This window comes from Achromobacter sp. HNDS-1, assembly GCF_040084795.1.
Taxonomy (GTDB): Bacteria; Pseudomonadota; Gammaproteobacteria; order Burkholderiales; family Burkholderiaceae_B; genus Achromobacter; species Achromobacter ruhlandii.
Genome location: NZ_CP157584.1, coordinates 5,169,767 through 5,188,435, shown reverse-complemented (window position 1 = coordinate 5,188,435; position 18,669 = coordinate 5,169,767). Strand labels below are relative to the sequence as shown.

The window sequence follows — 18,669 nt, the reverse complement described above, 5'->3', positions numbered from 1 at the left end:
GGGAACGGCGGTCGTTACGATTTGCCGGAATCGTTCTATATTTCGCAAATAAAACATCTGTTTTATTTTTATCCAGACAGCGGTAGCATTTGTTTTATTGCTTTCGCTTATTCCGCCATGATCGCGCCCCTGCAAGACCACCTGCGCCGCCTCAGCGCCACCCTGCCCGCCGAATTACAGCGCGCGGCGCATTGGGTGCTGGCCAATCCGGCCGAAGTGGGACTGTGGTCGATGCGCCGGCAGGCGCAGGCAGTGGGCGTCTCCCCCGCCACCATGCTGCGCCTGGCGCGCGCTGCCGGGCATGACAGCTACGAGGCCTTCCGCGCGCCCTTCCAACGCGCTTTGGCCGGCGCCGCCGACAACGGCTTGCGCGAGCGCGCGGCGCGTCTGCAGGCCGCGCACGCCCACCCGGCCGGCGGCGCGGGGCAGGATGCGCTGACGCAATGGCAGACGGCGGCTCTGGCCTCGGTCTGGCAAACCAACGACGCGGTGGCGTTCGACGCCGCCGTCGATACCCTGCTACGGGCGCGCCAGGTCGGCTTCCTGGGGACGCGCTCGGCCTTCGGCGTCGCCTTCCAGATGCGCTATGCCTACCACCTGCTGCGCCGCAACGGCATCCTGATCGATGGACTGGGCGGCGCGGCGGCCGAGGATGCCGACAGCCTGCAGGCCGGCGACGCCCTCGTGGTGATATCGCAGGCCCCCTATCCGACCGCGACGGTGCGCCTGACCCGCGAGATCGCCGCCCGCGGCGTCGCCGTGCTGGCGCTGACCGACAGCGACACCAGCCCGGTGGCGCGGGCCGCCCGCCATGTGTTGCGCTTCACCCGTCCCGCCGACACCGGGCCGGATGACGGCGAGGCGCGGGATCCCGCGTCCTTCTTCCACAGCACCGCGGGTCTGCTGGGCCTGGCCGAACACCTGATCGCGCGGCTCGCGGCCCGCGGCGGCGAGGCGGTGCTGCAACGCCTGGACGAGATCGAGGCGCGGCTGCGAGCCGACGGCGCCTATTGGCGCGACCCGCCGCGCGGGCGCGGCGCGGCGCCGGCTCCGGAATGACCCCGCCGCGCGCCGCTTCCCACCTTTTCGCCATCCGTCACCCGCCCTTCCCGCTCCGGAGTTCCTCATCATGACCCACACCCGAGTCCTTCATCGTTCCCTGCGCAGCACGCCCCCGGTCGCGGTCCGCGGCCAGGGCGCCTGGCTCTATGACCAGGAGGGCCGCGCCTATCTGGACGGTTCGGGAGGCGCCGCGGTCTCGTGCCTGGGGCACAACCACCCCGACGTGCAGGCCGCGATGCACGCGCAGATCGATGCGCTGGCCTATGCCCACACCAGCTTCTTCACCACCGAGGTCGCCGAGCAGTTGGCCGCCACCCTGGTGGCCGACGCGCCGGCCGGCACCTCGCATGCGTACTTCGTCTCGGGCGGCTCGGAGGCGATCGAGGCCGCGTTGAAGATGGCGCGCCAGTACTACGTCGAGATTGGCCAGCCGCAGCGCCGCCACATCGTGGCGCGGCGCCAGAGCTATCACGGCAACACGCTGGGCGCGCTGGCGGTGGGCGGCAACGCCTGGCGCCGGGCGCAGTTCGCGCCGCTGCTGATCGACGTGGCGCACGTGTCGCCATGCTATGCCTACCGCGACCAAGCGGCTGGCGAAACCGATGATCAATACGCCGAACGGCTGGCGCAGGAGCTGGAGCAGACCTTCCAGCGTCTCGGCCCCGACAGCGTGATGGCCTTTGTTGCCGAGCCAGTGGTGGGCGCGACCTCGGGCGCGGTGACCGCCGTGCCGGGCTACTTCCGCCGCATCCGCGAGGTCTGCGATCGCCACGGCGTGCTGCTGATCGCCGACGAGGTCATGTGCGGCATGGGCCGCACCGGCACCTTGTACGCCGTCGAGCAGGAAGGCATCACGCCCGACCTGATCACCATCGCCAAAGGCCTGGGCGGCGGCTACCAGCCGATCGGCGCGGTCATGGCGCAGGAACGCATCGTGCAGGCGATGCAGCAGGGCAGCGGCTTCTTCCAGCACGGCCACACCTACCTGGGCCACGCCACCGCGTGCGCGGCCTCGCTGGCGGTGCAGCAGGTGATCAAGCGCGACAACCTGCTGGCGCGCGTGCGCGCCCAGGGCGAGGGACTGCGCCAGCGCCTGCGGCAGGCGCTGGGCGACCATCCGCACGTCGGCGATATCCGCGGCCGCGGGCTGTTCATGGGCGTGGAACTGGTGCGGGACCGCGCCAGCAAAGCGACCTTCGACCCGGCCCTGTCGCTGCATGCGCGCATCAAGCGCGAAGCCATGGCGCGCGGCCTGATGGTCTATCCGATGGGCGGCACCATCGATGGCCGCCAGGGCGACCACGTGCTGCTGGCCCCGCCCTTCATCATCACGGACGACGAGCTGGACCAACTGACCGAACGCCTGGCCGGCGCTATCGACGCCGCCATTGCCGACAGCGGCCGCTGAACCGCAGGCGGCCTAGCCGGCCGGCGGCGTCGGCTGGCGGCGCCACGCGGGCCAGGCGCCGACGGTCAGCGCGCGCAGCAGCCATTCGACCGGGCCGTAGGCGTGGCGGCGCAGCCACCACGCCGACAGCGGCAGCTGCGCCAGAAAGATCCCCACGGCGATCGCCAGGCCCGCGCCCGGCGACACGCTGCCCGTCAGGCGCAGGCCCCAGCCAGTGAAGAGGAACGCGCACACCACCGATTGCATCAGGTAGTTGCTCAGCGCCATGCGGCCGGCCGGCGCCAGCGTACGCGCCAGCGCGGCGCCCGGTCGCGTGCGCATCGCCAGCAGCAGCGCCGCGGCGTACGACATGCTCAACAGCGGCGCCGTGAACAGGTCCATGGCCAGGCCCGGGGTTTCCCACAACGGGGACATCGACGGCAAGGCGGTGGTCGCATAGGCGGCGGACCCGGCCAGCCCGGGCAACGCCCCCAGCGCGCACAACAGCCACAACGCGCGCGGCTGGCGCCACGGATCGGCCAGCGCCTGGCGCCGGCCCAGCGCGTAGCCGACCAGGAACATGGCGAAGACAAAAGGCCCCTGCACCAGCAGGATGACGCCCCAGATGCTGGTGGTCAGCTCATGCCAATGGCGGGCCACAGTGCTGCCGATGGTGCCGCGATAGGCCTCGATGGCGGCCTGCGAATCGGCCACCGCAACCCCATTGGCGGCGCGGCTCAATTCGACGGTGCCGGCGGGATCGAGCAGGCTCAGCGCGCCCAGCAGCGTCCAGGCCAGCGACACCAACCCGATCAGCCACAGCGCGCGGCGCAAGGCGCGCCCCGGAGCCATGCGGCGGCACGCCATCAGCACCACGCCCAACGCCGCGTAGGTCAGCAGGATGTCGCCCTGGTAGAACAGCACCGCGTGCGCCAGCCCCAGCAACGCCAGACCGAGCAGGCGCCGCAGGAAGCGCGGCCCGAAGGCGGCGCCGCCGCGCTCGGCCGCGCTCATCTGCAAGGTGAAGCTATAGCCGAACAGAAACGAAAACAGCAGGTAGAACTTGGTCTCGAACAACCACGCCACCAGCCATCGCATCGCTAGGTCCCACGGCCGCGAGAAGGCGGGGTCGGTAATGCCGTTGGCGTAGAACGGCGAGGCGAACACGCCAATGTTGACGACCAGGATGCCGAACAGCGCGAAGCCGCGCAGCGCGTCGACGTGGGCAAGGCGCGGCGGGGCCACCGTGGCGGCGCCCGCAACGGCGCTGACAGGAGCGTTCAGGGGGACGTTCATGACCGCCCGCCCGCCGTGTCGGGCGCCGGCGGCAGGCAACCCTGCAATGCCGCCTCGAGCAGCCGCCCGCCGGCCGCCGCGTCGAACCGCGGGTCCACCACCGATCGGCTGTAGATGCCGTCCAGCAGCAGCAACAGCAGGTCGGTCATTTCGGACACGGGGCGCGGCATGGCGTCCGGCGGCGCGTCCTGCCATACCGCCGCCAGCAGCGCCGCCAGCGATGCCTTGCGCTCGTCTTCGTTGGCCATGACCAACGTGTGCACACGGGGGTTGCGCACTGCCTCGGCCAGGATCTCCATACCCAACCGCGCGAAACCCGGATCGCGGTACTGCGCGAGGTTCTCGTCGATCCAGCCGATCAACGCGGCGCGCGCATCGCCCGCGACGGCGCCGGCCTGGCGGCGTGCGCGCAACGCGTCGGTGTCGGACGCGATCAGCGCCTCGATGATCTCGGCCTTGCTGGCGTAGTAATGGAACAGGTTGCCGGGACTCATCCCCGCGCGCGCGCAGATCTGCGCGGTCGAGGTGGCATGGAAGCCGTTTTCGGCGAAACACTCGGCGGCGGCGGCCAGGATCTGGCGGCGCCGCTCCTGCTGCCGGGCGGGGTCGATTTTGCGCATACTGCGTCAGAGATCAATTAATAGACTGATTGATCTATCTATTAAATATCGGGCTCCCGGACAACGTCAAGTCGCGGTTCCGGAAACCAAAACGGCGGACCTTGCGGGGTCCGCCGTTGAGGGACATCGCCAACCGGACCGCGATCAGCCCAATACCGGCGACAGCAGCGGCTGCTTGGGCCGCACGTCCAGCGCCCGCCCTTTGCGCGCGCGCTTGCCGACGTACACCGCCAGCGCCGCGCCCGCCAGGATGTCTTCGGTGTGCTTGTTGCGGTAGATGCCCGCCGCGCGCAGGCCGAGCGCGCCGATCGGCACGGTCTGATCCAGCTTGTCGGCGCCGTCCAGCCCCATCAGGATGGTGCCGCGTCCGCCGCCGGACAACGATTTGACCTCGTCCAGCCCGAACACCAGGAACTTGCCCTTCTGCGACAGCAGCGCCAGTTGCGTGGCGCCCTCGAACAGCGGCACCGGACGCAACAGTTCGTCGCCCGCCTCCAGCGTGATGAACTGCTTGCCGGCGCGCTGGCGGCTGGTCATATCCGACAGCCTGGCGGCAAAGCCGTAGCCGCCGCGCGTGGCCAGCAACCAGCGGCTGTCGGCCGCCGCCGCGATGGTGTGGACGATGCGGGTACCGCTTTCCAGGTCGATCATGGTGGTGACCGGCTGGCCGTCGCCGCGCGCCGACGGCAGGCCGGACACCGGCACCGAATAGACGCGGCCGTTGTCGCCCATGGCGATCAGCGTGTCGGTGGTGCGGCATTCGAAGGCGCCGTAGAGATCGTCGCCCTGCTTGAAGGCGAATTGCGAGGCGTCGTGGCCGTGGCCCTGGCGGGCGCGCAGCCAGCCCTTCTGCGACACGATCACCGTAACGGGCTCGTCCAGCACCTTGGTCTCGAGCACGGCGCGTTCGGCGGTCTCGATCAGGGTGCGGCGATCGTCGCCATACTGCTTGGCGTCGGCCTCGATTTCCTTGACCAGCAGGCGCTTGAGCGCGTTGGGATTGTCCAGCAGTTCCTGCAACGCAACCTGTTCCTTGCACTTGTCCGCGAGCTCCTGCTCGATCTTGAAGCCTTCCAGGCGCGCCAGCTGACGCAGGCGCATTTCGAGGATGTCCTCGGCCTGGCGCTCGGACAGCTTGAAGCGCTCCATCAGCGCCGCGCGCGGCTCGTCCGATTCGCGGATGGTCTGGATCACCTCGTCCACATTCAGGTAGACCACCATGCGGCCTTCCAGCACGTGGATACGGTCGATGACCTTGTCCAGGCGGAAGCGGGTGCGGCGCATCACGGTGTTGGTGCGGAACGCCAGCCATTCGGTGAGGATGTCGCGCAGGCCCTTCTGGCGCGGGCGGCCGTCGGTGCCGATGCAGACCAGGTTGACCGAGGCGCTGCTTTCCATGCTGGTCTGCGCCAGCAGCGTGTTGACGAACTCGTCGCGGTCGACGCGCGAGGTCTTGGGTTCAAACACGAGGCGCACGGCGGCGTCCTTGCCGGATTCGTCGCGCACTGCGTCCAGCAGGTTCAGCATGACGGCCTTGGCCTGCGTCTGCTCCGGCGTCAGGCTCTTCTTGCCGCTCTTGACCTTGGGGTTGGTGATTTCCTCGATCTCTTCGAGCACCTTCTGGCAGGAGGTGCCCGGCGGCAGCTCGGTGACCACCAATTGCCACTGGCCGCGCGCCATTTCCTCGAACTGCCAGCGCGCCCGCACCTTGAGCGAGCCGCGCCCGCCGGCGTAGATCTGCGCGATGTCGGCGGCCGGCGTGATGATCTGGCCGCCGCCGGCGAAGTCCGGGCCGGGGATCATGCCGAACAGCTCGGCGTCCGGCAGTTGCGGCTGCTTGATCAGCGCCACGCAGGCCTGCGCCACTTCGCGCAGGTTGTGCGGCGGGATCTCGGTGGCCATGCCGACCGCAATGCCTGAGGCGCCGTTCAGCAGCATCACCGGCAGGCGCGCCGGCAGCATCTGCGGCTCCTGCTGGCTGCCGTCGTAGTTGGGCACGAAATCGACCGTGCCTTCGTCCAGTTCGTCCAGCAGCAGCTTGGCGATCGGCGTCAGGCGCGCTTCGGTGTAGCGCATGGCGGCGGCGTTGTCGCCGTCGCGCGAACCGAAGTTGCCCTGGCCGTCGATCAGCGGATAGCGCAGGGAGAAGTCCTGCGCCATGCGCACCATGGCGTCATAGGCGGCCTGGTCGCCGTGCGGGTGGTACTTGCCCAGCACGTCGCCGACGACGCGGGCCGACTTGACGGGCTTGGCGCCCGCGCCCAGTCCCATGGCCTGCATCGCGAACAGGATGCGGCGCTGCACGGGCTTCTGCCCGTCACCCACGTCCGGCAGGGCGCGGCCCCGCACCACGGACACTGCGTAGTCCAGATAGGCCTGTTCGGCGTAGCGCGCCAGGGTGATGGCGGCATCGCCGCCCTCGTCGGGCGCGGCGTCGAACAAACCTTGTTGATTGCTGTCGGTCATGATGGTTTCAGGTAGACAAATTCATTGAAACGGCGTCATTGGGGACGCGCGGCGCCCAGCAGCTGGGCATCGGCCACGTGCTCGCGCAACTGGGCGCGCACCGCGTCCAGGGTGGCGGCGTCCTGCCCGCGCTTGGGAATGATCACGCCTTGCAGCGTCCCCAGGATGACATACAGATGCTGCGGCGTTTCCTCGACCCGCCGCACGTCGCCCCAGTCGATGCGCCCCGAGGCGTCGGCAATGCTGTCCTCGATGCCGTCGGCGCCGAACACCAGCTGGTGGCGCCCCAGGAACAAGCCGTCGGGCCGCTTGGCCAGCATGCGGCGCGTGTTCATGCGCACCAGTCCAGGCAGCACGAACTCGTAGGCCAGCGCCAGCAGCGCCAGGATGCCCAGGCCCACCGCCAGCCCCTCGAAGTACACCGGCAACAGCGCGCCCCAGTTGGGGCCGTGCCCGTCCCAGGTCTGCCAGACCAGATAGCCCAGCAGGACCACCACCATCAACACCGCGAAACGCAGGTGCGACAGGTAGCGGCGGCGGCGCAGTTCCGGCCGCTTGTACACGTAGGCCGCGAATTCGGCGTAGTCGTCGGCGGTCAGGTCCACCGCCATGGCGGCGGACGGCGGCGGGGACGCGGACGGCGTCATCAGATATCCAGCTCCGCCAGGTTGCCCTTTTCTTCGATCCAGGCGCGGCGTTGCGAGGACTCGCCCTTGCCCATCAGCATGTCGAACATGCGGGTGGTGTCTTCAGGGGTCTGGTCGCCATAGCCCACCGGCAGCAGCCGGCGCGTGTCCGGATTCATGGTGGTTTCCCACAGCTGCTCGGGGTTCATTTCGCCCAGGCCCTTGAAGCGGCTGACCGACCAGCTGCTTTCGCGCGAGCCTTCCTTGCGCAGCTTGTCCTGCGCGGCTTCCAGCTCGCCTTCGTCCAGGCAGTAGATCTTGCGCGCCGGGCGCTTGCCCTGCGCCGGCACGTCCAGGCGGAACAGCGGCGGCTTGGCGACGTAGACGTGGCCGGCCTCGACCAGCTTGGGAAAGTGCTTGTAGAACAGCGTCAGCAGCAGCACCTGGATGTGCGAGCCGTCGACGTCGGCGTCCGACAGGATGCAGATGCGGCCGTAGCGCAATCCCGACAGGTCGGGCGAATCGCCCGGGCCGTGCGGATCGACGCCGATGGCGACGGAGATGTCGTGGATCTCGTTGTTGGCGAACAGGCGGTCGCGGTCGACCTCCCAGGAATTGAGCACCTTGCCGCGCAGCGGCAGGATGGCCTGGAATTCCTTGTCGCGGCCCATCTTGGCCGAGCCGCCGGCCGAGTCGCCCTCGACCAGGAAGACCTCGGTGCGGGTGGCGTCGCTGGATTCGCAGTCGGTCAGCTTGCCGGGCAGCACTGCCACGCCGGAACTCTTGCGCTTTTCGACCTTCTGCGCCGAACGCTGGCGCGCCTGCGCCTGGCGGATGGCCAGTTCGGCCAGCTTCTTGCCGTATTCGACATTGCTGTGCAGCCACAGGTCGAGCGCGCTCTTGGCGAACCCGCCCACCAGGCGCACGGCGTCGCGGCTGTTCAGGCGTTCCTTGATCTGGCCCTGGAATTGCGGGTCCAACACCTTGGCGGACAGCACGAAACTGGCGCGGGCGAACACGTCCTCGGGCAGCAGCTTCACGCCCTTGGGCAGCAGGCTGTGCAGCTCGGCAAAGCCCTTGACGGCGCCGAACAGGCCTTCGCGCAGGCCCGACTCGTGGGTGCCGCCGGCCGGCGTCGGGATCAGGTTGACGTACGACTCGCGCACCGCGTTGCCATCTTCGGTCCAGGCCACCACCCATTGGGCGCCCTCGCCTTCGGCGAAGGTTTCGTGGTCGGCGCCGGCATATTGCTGGCCTTCGAAGAACGGCACCATCAGTTCGGCGCCCGCCAGCGCCTCGGACAGGTAGCCGCGCAGGCCGTCCTGATACTGCCAGGTCTTGGTGTCGCCGGTCTTTTCGTTGACCAGCGAGACCTTCACGCCCGGCAGCAGCACGGCCTTGCTGCGCAGCAGGTGGGTCAGCTCGCCCAGCGGGATATTGGGGCTGTCGAAATATTTGGCGTCCGGCCAGACCCGCACGCGGGTGCCGGATTTCTTGCGGCCGCCTTGGTCGTAGGGCGCCAGCGGTTCGGCGACGTCGCCGCCCTTGAACACCAGGCGGTTGACGGTGCCGTCGCGCCAGACCACCACTTCGAGGCGGGTGGCCAGGGCGTTGGTGACGGATACACCGACGCCGTGCAGGCCGCCGGAAAAGGCGTACGCGCCGCCGCCGGCCTTGTCGAACTTGCCGCCCGCGTGCAGCCGGGTGAAGACCAGCTCGACCACGGGGGCGTTTTCCTCGGGGTGCAGGCCCACGGGAATGCCGCGGCCGTCGTCCTCGACGGAGACGCTGCCGTCGATGTGCAGCGTGACCAGGATCTGCTTGCCGTGGCCGGCCAAGGCCTCGTCCGCGGCGTTGTCGATGACTTCCTGCACGATGTGCAGGGGGTTTTCGGTGCGGGTGTACATGCCCGGGCGCTGCCGCACGGGCTCCAGCCCTTTCAGGACGCGGATGGACGCCTCGTTGTAACGTGGAGTGGCCAAGTTATCCCCAACATCTGTGGAAAAAAACCGACATTTTACGGATAAGCCCAGATTCTGCGCGGCTCCGGGTGGGATGCGCACGACCTGACCAGCTCCGAATTCGGTAGGATGACGATAGAGACACAGCCAGCGGATCCGGGTTCAATGCCCCGGGTCGCGATAACTGCGCCGCGATATCCTACACAAAAGCGGCGAATACTGTTGTTATAAACAGTGGTATGCCTGTTGTTTTTGACAGTGGTATGCTTTAATCCATTCCACATACAAGAACAACGGCAAGGCGTCCCTCTTTTCGCCTTTTGCTGCCGAACCCGAGAATCACCATCATGAGCGACCAAATCAAGAACGTCAGTGACGCGAGCTTCGATGCCGATGTGTTGAAGTCCGGCCAGCCGGTGCTGGTGGACTACTGGGCTGCCTGGTGCGGCCCCTGCAAGATGATCGCCCCGATCCTGGAAGAAGTCGCCACCGAATACGCCGGTCGCCTGACGATCGCCAAGCTCAACGTGGACGAAAACCAGGGCACCGCCGCCAAGTACGGCATCCGTGGCATCCCCACCCTCATGCTCTTTAAAGACGGCCAGGCTGCCGCCACCAAGGTTGGCGCGCTGTCGAAGTCGCAACTCACCGCATTCCTGGACGGCGCGTTGTAAACTGCGTGCTGTGAACGAAGGCGCCGCCCTGGGGGCGGCGCGCATTCAATACCGCGCGAGCCCGTCCGTGGCGCGCCGCCAGAACCCTCCTTTACTTTTCCCCCAACACTCACCGCGATGCACCTCAACGAACTGAAGGCGCTGCATGTCTCGCAGCTGCTGGAAATGGCCGCTGGCCTGGAAATCGAGAACGCCAACCGCCTGCGCAAGCAGGAGCTGATGTTCGCCATCATGAAACGGCGCGCCAAGCAGGGCGAGCAGATCTTTGGCGACGGCGTGCTGGAAGTCCTGCCCGATGGCTTCGGTTTCCTGCGCTCGCCCGAGACCTCGTATCTGGCCAGCACGGACGACATCTACATCTCGCCGTCCCAGATCCGCCGCTTCAACCTGCACACCGGCGACTCGATCGAAGGCGAAGTGCGCACGCCCAAGGATGGCGAGCGTTATTTCGCGCTGGTCAAGGTGGACAAGGTCAACGGCGTGGCGCCCGAGGCGATCAAGCATCGCATCATGTTCGAGAACCTGACGCCGTTGCATCCGAACCGGACCATGCGCCTGGAACGCGACATCAAGAGCGAAGAGAACCTGACGGGCCGCATCCTGGACGTCTTCGCCCCCATCGGCATGGGCCAGCGCGGCCTGATCGTCGCCAGCCCCAAGTCCGGCAAGACGGTGATGATGCAGCACATCGCGCACGCCATCACCACCAACTACCCCGACGCGGTCATGATCGTCCTGCTGGTGGACGAGCGCCCCGAGGAAGTGACCGAAATGCAGCGCACCGTGCGCGGCGAAGTGGTCGCCTCGACCTTCGATGAGCCCGCCACCCGCCACGTGCAGGTCGCCGAAATGGTCATCGAAAAGGCCAAGCGACTGGTCGAAATGAAGAAGGACGTGGTGATCCTGCTGGACTCGATCACCCGTCTGGCCCGCGCCTACAACACCGTGGTGCCGGCCTCCGGCAAGGTGCTGACCGGCGGTGTCGACGCCAACGCCCTGCAACGTCCCAAGCGCTTCTTCGGCGCCGCGCGCAACCTCGAGGAAGGCGGTTCGCTGACCATCCTGGGCACCGCGCTGATCGAGACCGGCAGCCGCATGGACGAAGTCATCTACGAAGAATTCAAGGGCACCGGCAACTCCGAAGTGCACCTGGAACGCCGCCTGGCGGAAAAGCGCGTCTACCCGTCCATCAACCTGAACAAGTCGGGCACCCGCCGCGAGGAACTGCTGATCGCGCCGGACCTGCTGCAGAAGGTCTGGGTGCTGCGCAAGTTCATCCACGACATGGACGAAGTCCAGTCCATGGAATTCATCCTGGACAAGATGCGCGCCACCAAGACCAACGCCGAATTCTTCGACATGATGAAGAAGAAGTAAGCCGTCGCCGCCCGGCGCGCCGGGCGCACGCATCGATTTGGCGAGGATTGCCCCACGGCGGTCCTCGCCAAATGCTTTCAGGGGCGGCGTTTCGAGCCGGCCCGCATTGAATCCACCCAGAGGGGCCCGTCGGCCCGCACACTATCCGCGGCGGCGCTCACGGCCAGCCCGCAACCGATCCGCCGCCCGGCCGTCGTTCAGTGCAACTTGGGATCGGGGAACGGCAGCTTGTCCTGGGACATGCTGGGCTGGGCCTTCCACGTCTTGCCCTGCCTGTAGAAGTCCATCTGGTTTTCGTTGACCGCGGCGCCCATCGTCACCGCCACCGTGCAGGCGACCTGCCCCGGGTGGCTGGCCTGCTCTGCGGCCACACAGGTGCCCAGTTTGACCTCGGACGGGCGCGACAGGCCGGTGCCCGCGAGCATGTCGACGATCGCATCCGTCGCCTCGGGAATGGTGGGCAGGACCAGGTCCTGGGCCTGGACCCAGGCGGAAACACTCATCAATGCGACCACCGTTGCCAGGCGGATGCGGGACTTGGCCATGCGTCGACTCCAAGCAGTATCAGGACTGACGGGAGCTTAATGGCCCGCATGCGTTGCTGTCTGTACGGTCTGTATCCCAATGTCAGGAAGAGGCGCGACCGGATCAGTGCTCGATGAACTCTTCCAGGCTGCGGGGCTTGGGCGTCTGCTTGGGCGCAGGCTTGCCCGAGGCGTCGATCGGGTCGATCTGCGGATCGTCCCAACTACCCGTGACCGCGTATTCCATGGTCATGGCGCGCGCCAGGGGCTGCTTGAGCAGCCATTGCGTGACAAACGCGCCCAGGCCGATCAGAGGGTTGACCGCCAGCGCCGTGACCATCGCCGCGCCGCTGGCGTCCAGGTTGGGAATCACCACTGCCTTCAGGTTCCAGCGCTCCAGCACGATGTTGACGTCGCCGGCCAGCACGATGGCGGCGACCGGGCCGTTGATCTTGTAGCCCTCGGTCCTGAGCGAGCCATCGGCCAGCTTGACCTGCCCGCGCACGGTGTCGAACGGGAAGCCGTCGCGCAACAGGTTGGTCGGATTGACGTCGAGCCGCGCCAGGCGCTGCAACGATTGCAGTGAGAGCAGCTCCAGCAGGCGCGCCGTACGCGAATTCACATGCATGAAGCGCCCCTTGTCCAGGGTGATCTCGGCATCGCCGATGACGTCGGCGATGTTGTGGGTCCAGGGCAGGTTGCGCCAGGTCACCTTGGCCTTGATGCCGCCGGAGCCTCCCGACACCACGTGCTCTAGGCCGATTCGATCCATGAAACTGCCCACGTTCTCGAACTTGGCGGTGGCGTCCACCGTCAGGCCCCGGTCGGGCCCCTCCAGGCGCCACGCGCCGGTCGCGTTCAGCGCGGCCGCGTCATTGGTGATCGATAGTTTGTCCAGGCGCCACTGCCGGCCGCGCTCCAGGTTGGTACCCAGCACCTGCAGCTCGCCCAGGTTCTTGCCATAGAGACGGAATTCCTTGGCCTGCAGGTCGATCGCGGGGATGTCCGACAGATCGTTGCCGGACGACAGCGCCTTGTCGGCCTCGTTGCTGTCATCGGCGCCCCCCAGCGCCAGGTGCTTGAGGCGGGCCGTGATCTGGCCGGCGATCGCGCCGGAGGCCTCGCGCCATGACAGCGAGCCCGCGGCCTGGCGCGACTCGATATCGACGCGCCACTGCGCTGGCGCCGGGCGGGTGGCGTACAAGGTCAGGTCGTTCAGCGTATAGCCACTGGTGCGCAGCATCCCGGTCGCCAGGCTGACGCGCTCGGCCGGCGGCAGCAGGGGCCGGGGCGCCGGGCGTCCTTTGACCGCTGGCGCGCTGAAGCCGTCGGACACGGCTTCCCAGGCATCCATGTCCAGCTGCGGCAGGCTGGCGTTCAGGCTCAGGCCGCGATCGGGCAGACTGGCGGGCCGCTCGATGCCCAGCGCCCCGCGCGCAAAATAGGACGGCGCGGCATCGGCCGGGTCACGCTCGAACAATGCATTGATGTTGTCGCCCAGGCTGGCGGTCAGCCAGCGCCGCCCCTTGTTGCCACGATCCTGCGCGGCGCCCCATTGCAGCTTGAGCGGACGGCTGGATGCCGCCGGCTTGCCCACCGGTGCCGGCATGTCGATCGCCAGGCCGGCCAGATCCGAGTCCAGCGACAGTTCCACCGAACCACCGCGCTGGTAGCCGACCTTGCCCTTGTAGGCGGTCCTGCCCGAGAAACGCGCCATCGCCGGCACGTTGCTGATCTGCGTGAGCCCCGCCCCCGCCAGCACGCCCTCGAAGCGCAGGGCGTCGTTCGGCTGGGTCAGGCTGCCGCTGATCTTGACCGGCCCGCCCAGGAACTGCGCGCGGATTTCCTTGGTATGTACGCCCTTTTCCGAGAAATCCAGGTCGCCGTGCATCTGGCTGAGCAAGGGCATTTCCGGCATGAAAGTGAAGGTATTGTCGGCGAACTGGATCTTGCCCTCCACCTGGGTGTCGTCGGTGTTCATCAACGGCACCTTCAGCTTGAGCGGCATGCGCCAGTTGCCGGTGCCGCGCGCCTCGTCCAGGGCGCCGTCCAGCAGTTGCCCGAGCGGCGAACTGCCGGCCAGCGCCAGATAGGCCGGCACCGTGCCGCTGGTCTCGCCGACGACCGTCAACTCGGCCTGGTGCTCCATGTCGGGGATGCTGGCGGTCACCGCGCCCAGGGTCACCGTCTGGTCGGGGCCGGTCTGGAACACGCCGCCGCCCGGACTGTCGAGCACCAGCCCGACCTTGTCGACCCGGAAATTGCCCGACAGGTTCTGCACCATCGGCCAGGCCTTGCGGTCCCGGCGTGCCGGCGCATAGTCGACCCGGGCGCCGGTATAGGCGCCCGCGATGACGAATTCGCCCGTGGATCCCGCCGCGCCGAACGGGAATTCGTCCAGGTCGCCCTTGAGGGTGATGGCCGCCGATTCCATCTGGCCGGCCGGCAGGCCGGTCGCCAGCCATTCACGCGCGTCGGCGTTGACCTCCAGCGGCAGATAGCGGTGAATCGCGTTCATGGCGCCGCGCACCAGAGTGCCGCGCATGTCGACGCTGCCGGCCGCGCTCTTGCCTTCCTTGCGCCACTGGCCCTGCAGGCGCACGTCCAGGTCGTCATTGGTGACGCGCAGCTGGCTCACGTCGAGAAACCAGTCGCGGGCGTCGACGCCCTTGATGCCGGCATCCAGCACGACCTCGTTGGCGGCCAGTTCGGGCTGCTCGAAGATGCCCGGCAAGGTCACGCGCAATTGCTCGATGCGGCCATTGACCGCCAGGTTCGCCGCCCCCGCGCTGCGCGCCAGCGGCACGCGCTCGCTGTCGATGAAATCGCCCGGCGTGCCTTCGATGCGCGCTTGCGCATAGCCGCCGCGCACCGCCGGCCCGTCGGCGGCCGCGGCCCAATCGACCCCGCGCGCGGCCACGTCGGCCGTCAGGGTGGTGAACTTGCCGTGATCCAGTTGCAGCCAGGCGCGGGCGGTGACGCGCCCCTTGATGGCCGGCGGCGGCATCCAGGGCGCCCAGGCCAGCGGCTCGGCGTCGTCCAGCGCGGCGTAGATCTGGCCGCTCCAGTTGGCGGGGCTGGCGGCATTGCCCGAGAACAGGCTGCGATTGAACTCGCCGCGCAGATCCAGCTTGCGGGCCAGGGCGGGATCGCCATCGGCGCGCAGAGCGAAGCGATGCGACAGGCTGCCGTTGCGCACCAGGAAATCGACATTGCTCAACACCAGTTCGGGCGCCTGGCGCAGTTCGTCCTGCCAGCGGATGCGGGCGCCGTGGATGAGCACTTCGCGCTGCGCGGTCAACCAGCGCAGCGCGGGATGGTTCAGGTCGGATTGGTGATCGCCGGCGTTCAGGTCGATGCCCTGCCCCGCCACCCAGAGGCGATTGTCGGCATCGCGCCGCAAGGTCAGCTCCGGCTGTTCCACCCGCAGCCGCACCAGCTTGGGCGACAGCGTCAGCAGGCTGCGCCAGGCCAGCACCGCCGAGACCGAGGGCAGCGTCAGCACCGGTTGCGGCTGGTCGTCGTAGACTTGGACCGAGGCCAGTTCCAGCCTGGGATTGAGGCCTTGCCAATTGGCCTGGATCGCGCCGATCGTGACGCGCGCGCCCAGCGCCTGGCTGGCGTAGGCTTCGATCTGGGGACGCCACTGATCCACGCGCGGCAAGACCCAATAGCGGACGCCCAGGAGCCCGATGGCCACGACGCCGTACACGGTCAGTACCGCCCAGAACAGGCAGCAGAGCACTTTCTTTGAAACAGACACGGATCGGTGGGCAGGAGAATAGTCTTGCGGTATCGTCCCCACTTATACCTGAAACGCGCCCATTCGTCTCCGTCCGATCACCATGTCCACGCCCCCCCTGTTCGCCCCCGCCCTTGCCTGGTCCGGCCACCTGCGCCGCCGACTCGATGCCCACCCGGATCTGGCCGCCTGGCTGGCAGATGCCGTGCAACAACCGGTCACACGTGAGCGGCTGGCGCAATGGCAGGCGGAGCTGGCCGGCGCCGGCGCGCCGGACATCCTGCCGGTGGAGCTGTGCCGCCAGGTGCTGCGCAAATTGCGCGAGCGCGTCTTCAGCACCCTGATCGTGCGCGACCTGGCCGGCCTGGCGCCGCTCGAAGAAGTGGTGGGCGCGATGACGGCGCTGGCGGACGCCGCGGTCGCCGCGGCCTATCGCAGCGTGGCCGCGGAGTTGGCCGCGGTGCATGGCGTGCCGCGCGACCCGGCCACCGGCCTGCCGCAGGAAATGCTGATCGTCGGCATGGGCAAGCTGGGCGGGGGCGAGCTGAATGTCTCGTCCGACATCGACCTGATCATGCTGTATGGCGAGGAAGGCGACACCGACGGCCCGCGCCGCATCAGCCACCACGAGTTCTACGGCCGCCTGACCCGCCGCATGATGCCGGTGCTGTCCGAGGTCGACGCCAACGGCCAGGTCTTCCGCACAGACTTGCGCCTGCGCCCCGATGGCGACGCCGGCCCGCTGGCCTGGAGCCTGGACGCGCTGGAGCACTACCTGATCGGCCAGGGCCGCGAATGGGAACGCTACGCCTGGCTCAAGGCGCGCCTGATGCCGGCGCGGGCATTCGAGGGCAGCGACAGCGACGCCCAGGCGCGCCAGCTGGAAAGCCTGCGCGTGCCCTTCGTCTACCGCAAGTATTTCGACTTCGACGCGCTGGCCGCGCTGCGCGCCCTGCGCGAGCGCATCCGCCAGGATTGGCAACGCCGCGCCACCGCCCGCAACGGCATCGACAGCGCCAACAACATCAAGCTGGGCGATGGCGGCATCCGCGAAATCGAATTCGTGGTGCAGTTGGCGCAACTGATCCGCGGCGGCCGCATGCCGGCGCTGCAGAAGCGCGGCCTGCTGGAAGCGCTGCACGCCGAACAGGTCGCCGGCCTGGTGTCCGAAGACGATGCCAGGCAACTGGAGGCGGCCTACCGCTTCCTGCGCCGCACCGAGCACGCGCTGCAGTACCGCGAAGACGAACAGACCCACCTGCTGCCGGGCGACCCCGCGCTGCGGGCGGGGCTGGCCGCGGCCCTGGGCATGAGCGCGCAGGACTTCGAAAGCACGCTGGCCGCCCATCGCCAGTTCGTCTCCCGCACCTTCCGCAACGTGTTCCGCATGGTGGGCATGGACAAGGAAGACACGGCCGATGCCGGCGGCGACGCGTCCGCCGACGCCGAAGTCGACGAACAATGCGAATTGGCCGAGCAGATCCGCCAGGCCTTCGGCGAACAGGCCGATGACCTGCTGCGCCGCACCGAAACGCTGCTGGGCAGCCATCGCGTGCGCAGCCTGCCGGAAAGCAGTCGGCGCCGCATGGAAACGCTGCTGCCCGCCGCGCTGCGCGCGGCCCGCCAGACCAGTGCGCCGCTGGACGCGGCGGTGCGCCTGTTCGACCTGATCGAGAAGATCGCCCAGCGCAGCGCCTACCTGGCCCTGCTGGCCGAATACCCGGACACCCTGGCGCGGGTCGCGCGCATGGTCGCCGCCAGTCCCTGGGCGGCCCAGTACCTGACGCAGCACCCGCTGCTGCTGGACAGCCTGATCGACTGGCGCACCCTGTTCGAGCCGCTGGATTTCGCCCAGATCGCGCGCCAGCTGTCCGCCGACCTCGACGCCTGCCGCCTGCCCGATGGCGATCCCGACATCGAGCGCCAGATGAACCTGATGCGCGACGTGCAGCGCCAGGCCAGCTTCCAGTTGCTGGCGCAGGACCTGGAAGGCGAGCTGACCGTTGAAAAGCTCGCCGACCAACTGTCGGCGCTGGCCGACCTGCTGCTGACGGAAACCATCCGCCGCACCTGGCCGCTGGTGAACAAGGTCGCCGGCGCCACGCCGCGCTTCGCCGTCATCGCCTATGGCAAGCTGGGCGGCAAGGAACTGGGCTACGCCTCGGACCTGGACCTGGTGTTCCTGTATGACGATGCGCGCGAGGACGCGTCGGAGGTCTACGCCAAGCTGGGCCGCCGCATGACCTCGTGGCTGTCCACCATGACCTCGTCGGGACGCCTGTACGAAGTCGACCTGCGCCTGCGTCCCGATGGCGACGCCGGTCTGCTGGCGGTGTCGGTCGAGGCCTTCGAGCAATACCAGCAGAAACACGCCTGGGCCTGGGAGCACCAGGCCCTGACCCGCGCCCGCTACGCCTCGGGCGACAGCGAGGTCGGCCAGCGTTTCGAGCGGATCCGCGAAGCCATCCTGGTGATGCCGCGCGATACCGCCAAGCTGCGCGAGGAAGTGCTGGCGATGCGCGAGAAGATCAACGCCGGACACCCGAACAGCACCGACAAGTTCGATCTGAAGCACGACGCCGGCGGTATGGTCGACGTCGAATTCGTGACGCAGTACCTGGTGCTGAGCCATGCCGGCACCCACCCTCAGCTGGTGCGCAACCTGGGCAATATCACTCTGCTGCGGCTGGCCGGCGAGGCCGGGCTGATCGACCCGTCATTGGCCACCCGCGCCGGCGACGCCTACCGCACGCTGCGGCGCGTGCAGCACCAGATGCGCATGCAGGGCGTGGAAAAGGCGCGCGTGGCGCCGGACCAGTTGCAGGCCGAGCGCGCCGCCGTGCGGGAACTGTGGAACGCGGTGTTGGGCTGAACAACGGGGGACGCTTGCCGGCGCCTCCCGGCGGGCGTACTGGCCAGGGCGGCAACTCAGCG

Annotated in this window: 12 protein-coding genes; 5 read left to right on the top strand and 7 right to left on the bottom strand. The window is 68.2% G+C overall.

Annotated elements, in window-relative coordinates:
* Positions 1 to 117: 117 nt before the first annotated feature.
* Positions 118 to 1,059, top strand: a complete 942-nt coding sequence (locus ABFG95_RS23940) for a MurR/RpiR family transcriptional regulator (protein WP_175146169.1) — start codon at positions 118 to 120, stop codon at positions 1,057 to 1,059.
* A 70-nt stretch (positions 1,060 to 1,129) separates the two neighbouring features.
* Positions 1,130 to 2,470: an aspartate aminotransferase family protein gene (locus ABFG95_RS23935; RefSeq protein WP_063569561.1), complete on the top strand. Its 1,341-nt coding sequence runs from the start codon at positions 1,130 to 1,132 to the stop codon at positions 2,468 to 2,470.
* A 12-nt stretch (positions 2,471 to 2,482) separates the two neighbouring features.
* On the opposite strand, the gene ABFG95_RS23930 is transcribed toward ABFG95_RS23935, so the two are convergent.
* From ABFG95_RS23930 to parE, 5 genes are all read right to left on the bottom strand, one after another.
* Positions 2,483 to 3,745, bottom strand: coding sequence for a DUF418 domain-containing protein (locus tag ABFG95_RS23930; protein ID WP_278992903.1), 1,263 nt, complete (start codon positions 3,743 to 3,745; stop codon positions 2,483 to 2,485).
* On the bottom strand, positions 3,742 to 4,365 hold the full coding sequence (locus ABFG95_RS23925) for a TetR/AcrR family transcriptional regulator (RefSeq protein WP_059269727.1): 624 nt from the start codon (positions 4,363 to 4,365) through the stop codon (positions 3,742 to 3,744). Before ABFG95_RS23925 ends, ABFG95_RS23930 begins: the two co-directional genes overlap by 4 nt.
* Before the next feature lie 144 nt (positions 4,366 to 4,509).
* Complete coding sequence (gene parC / locus ABFG95_RS23920; protein WP_278992902.1) at positions 4,510 to 6,831, bottom strand: DNA topoisomerase IV subunit A; 2,322 nt, start codon at positions 6,829 to 6,831, stop codon at positions 4,510 to 4,512.
* 35 nt (positions 6,832 to 6,866) lie between these two features.
* A complete protein-coding gene (locus ABFG95_RS23915; RefSeq protein ID WP_063582831.1) occupies positions 6,867 to 7,478 on the bottom strand; it encodes a YcxB family protein in 612 nt (203 codons plus the stop codon).
* Positions 7,478 to 9,439, bottom strand: coding sequence for a DNA topoisomerase IV subunit B (gene parE / locus ABFG95_RS23910; protein WP_068952864.1), 1,962 nt, complete (start codon positions 9,437 to 9,439; stop codon positions 7,478 to 7,480). Before parE ends, ABFG95_RS23915 begins: the two co-directional genes overlap by 1 nt.
* Before the next feature lie 326 nt (positions 9,440 to 9,765).
* Between parE and trxA the strand changes: the two genes are divergently transcribed.
* On the top strand, positions 9,766 to 10,092 hold the full coding sequence (gene trxA, locus ABFG95_RS23905; RefSeq protein ID WP_006387817.1) for a thioredoxin TrxA: 327 nt from the start codon (positions 9,766 to 9,768) through the stop codon (positions 10,090 to 10,092).
* 117 nt (positions 10,093 to 10,209) lie between these two features.
* A complete protein-coding gene (rho, locus tag ABFG95_RS23900; RefSeq protein ID WP_006218533.1) occupies positions 10,210 to 11,469 on the top strand; it encodes a transcription termination factor Rho in 1,260 nt (419 codons plus the stop codon).
* A 197-nt stretch (positions 11,470 to 11,666) separates the two neighbouring features.
* Here rho and ABFG95_RS23895 read toward each other — a convergent pair whose 3' ends face one another.
* A complete protein-coding gene (locus ABFG95_RS23895; protein ID WP_049075247.1) occupies positions 11,667 to 12,014 on the bottom strand; it encodes a hypothetical protein in 348 nt (115 codons plus the stop codon).
* Between the two features lie 103 nt (positions 12,015 to 12,117).
* Complete coding sequence (locus ABFG95_RS23890) at positions 12,118 to 15,738, bottom strand: YhdP family protein (protein ID WP_254601191.1); 3,621 nt, start codon at positions 15,736 to 15,738, stop codon at positions 12,118 to 12,120.
* A gap of 100 nt (positions 15,739 to 15,838) precedes the next feature.
* Here ABFG95_RS23890 and glnE point away from each other — a divergent pair, with 100 nt between their 5' ends.
* The gene (gene glnE / locus ABFG95_RS23885; RefSeq protein ID WP_278992546.1) at positions 15,839 to 18,607 is read left to right on the top strand and encodes a bifunctional [glutamate--ammonia ligase]-adenylyl-L-tyrosine phosphorylase/[glutamate--ammonia-ligase] adenylyltransferase; all 2,769 of its coding nucleotides are present in this window, start codon (positions 15,839 to 15,841) and stop codon (positions 18,605 to 18,607) included.
* Positions 18,608 to 18,669 lie beyond the last annotated feature (62 nt).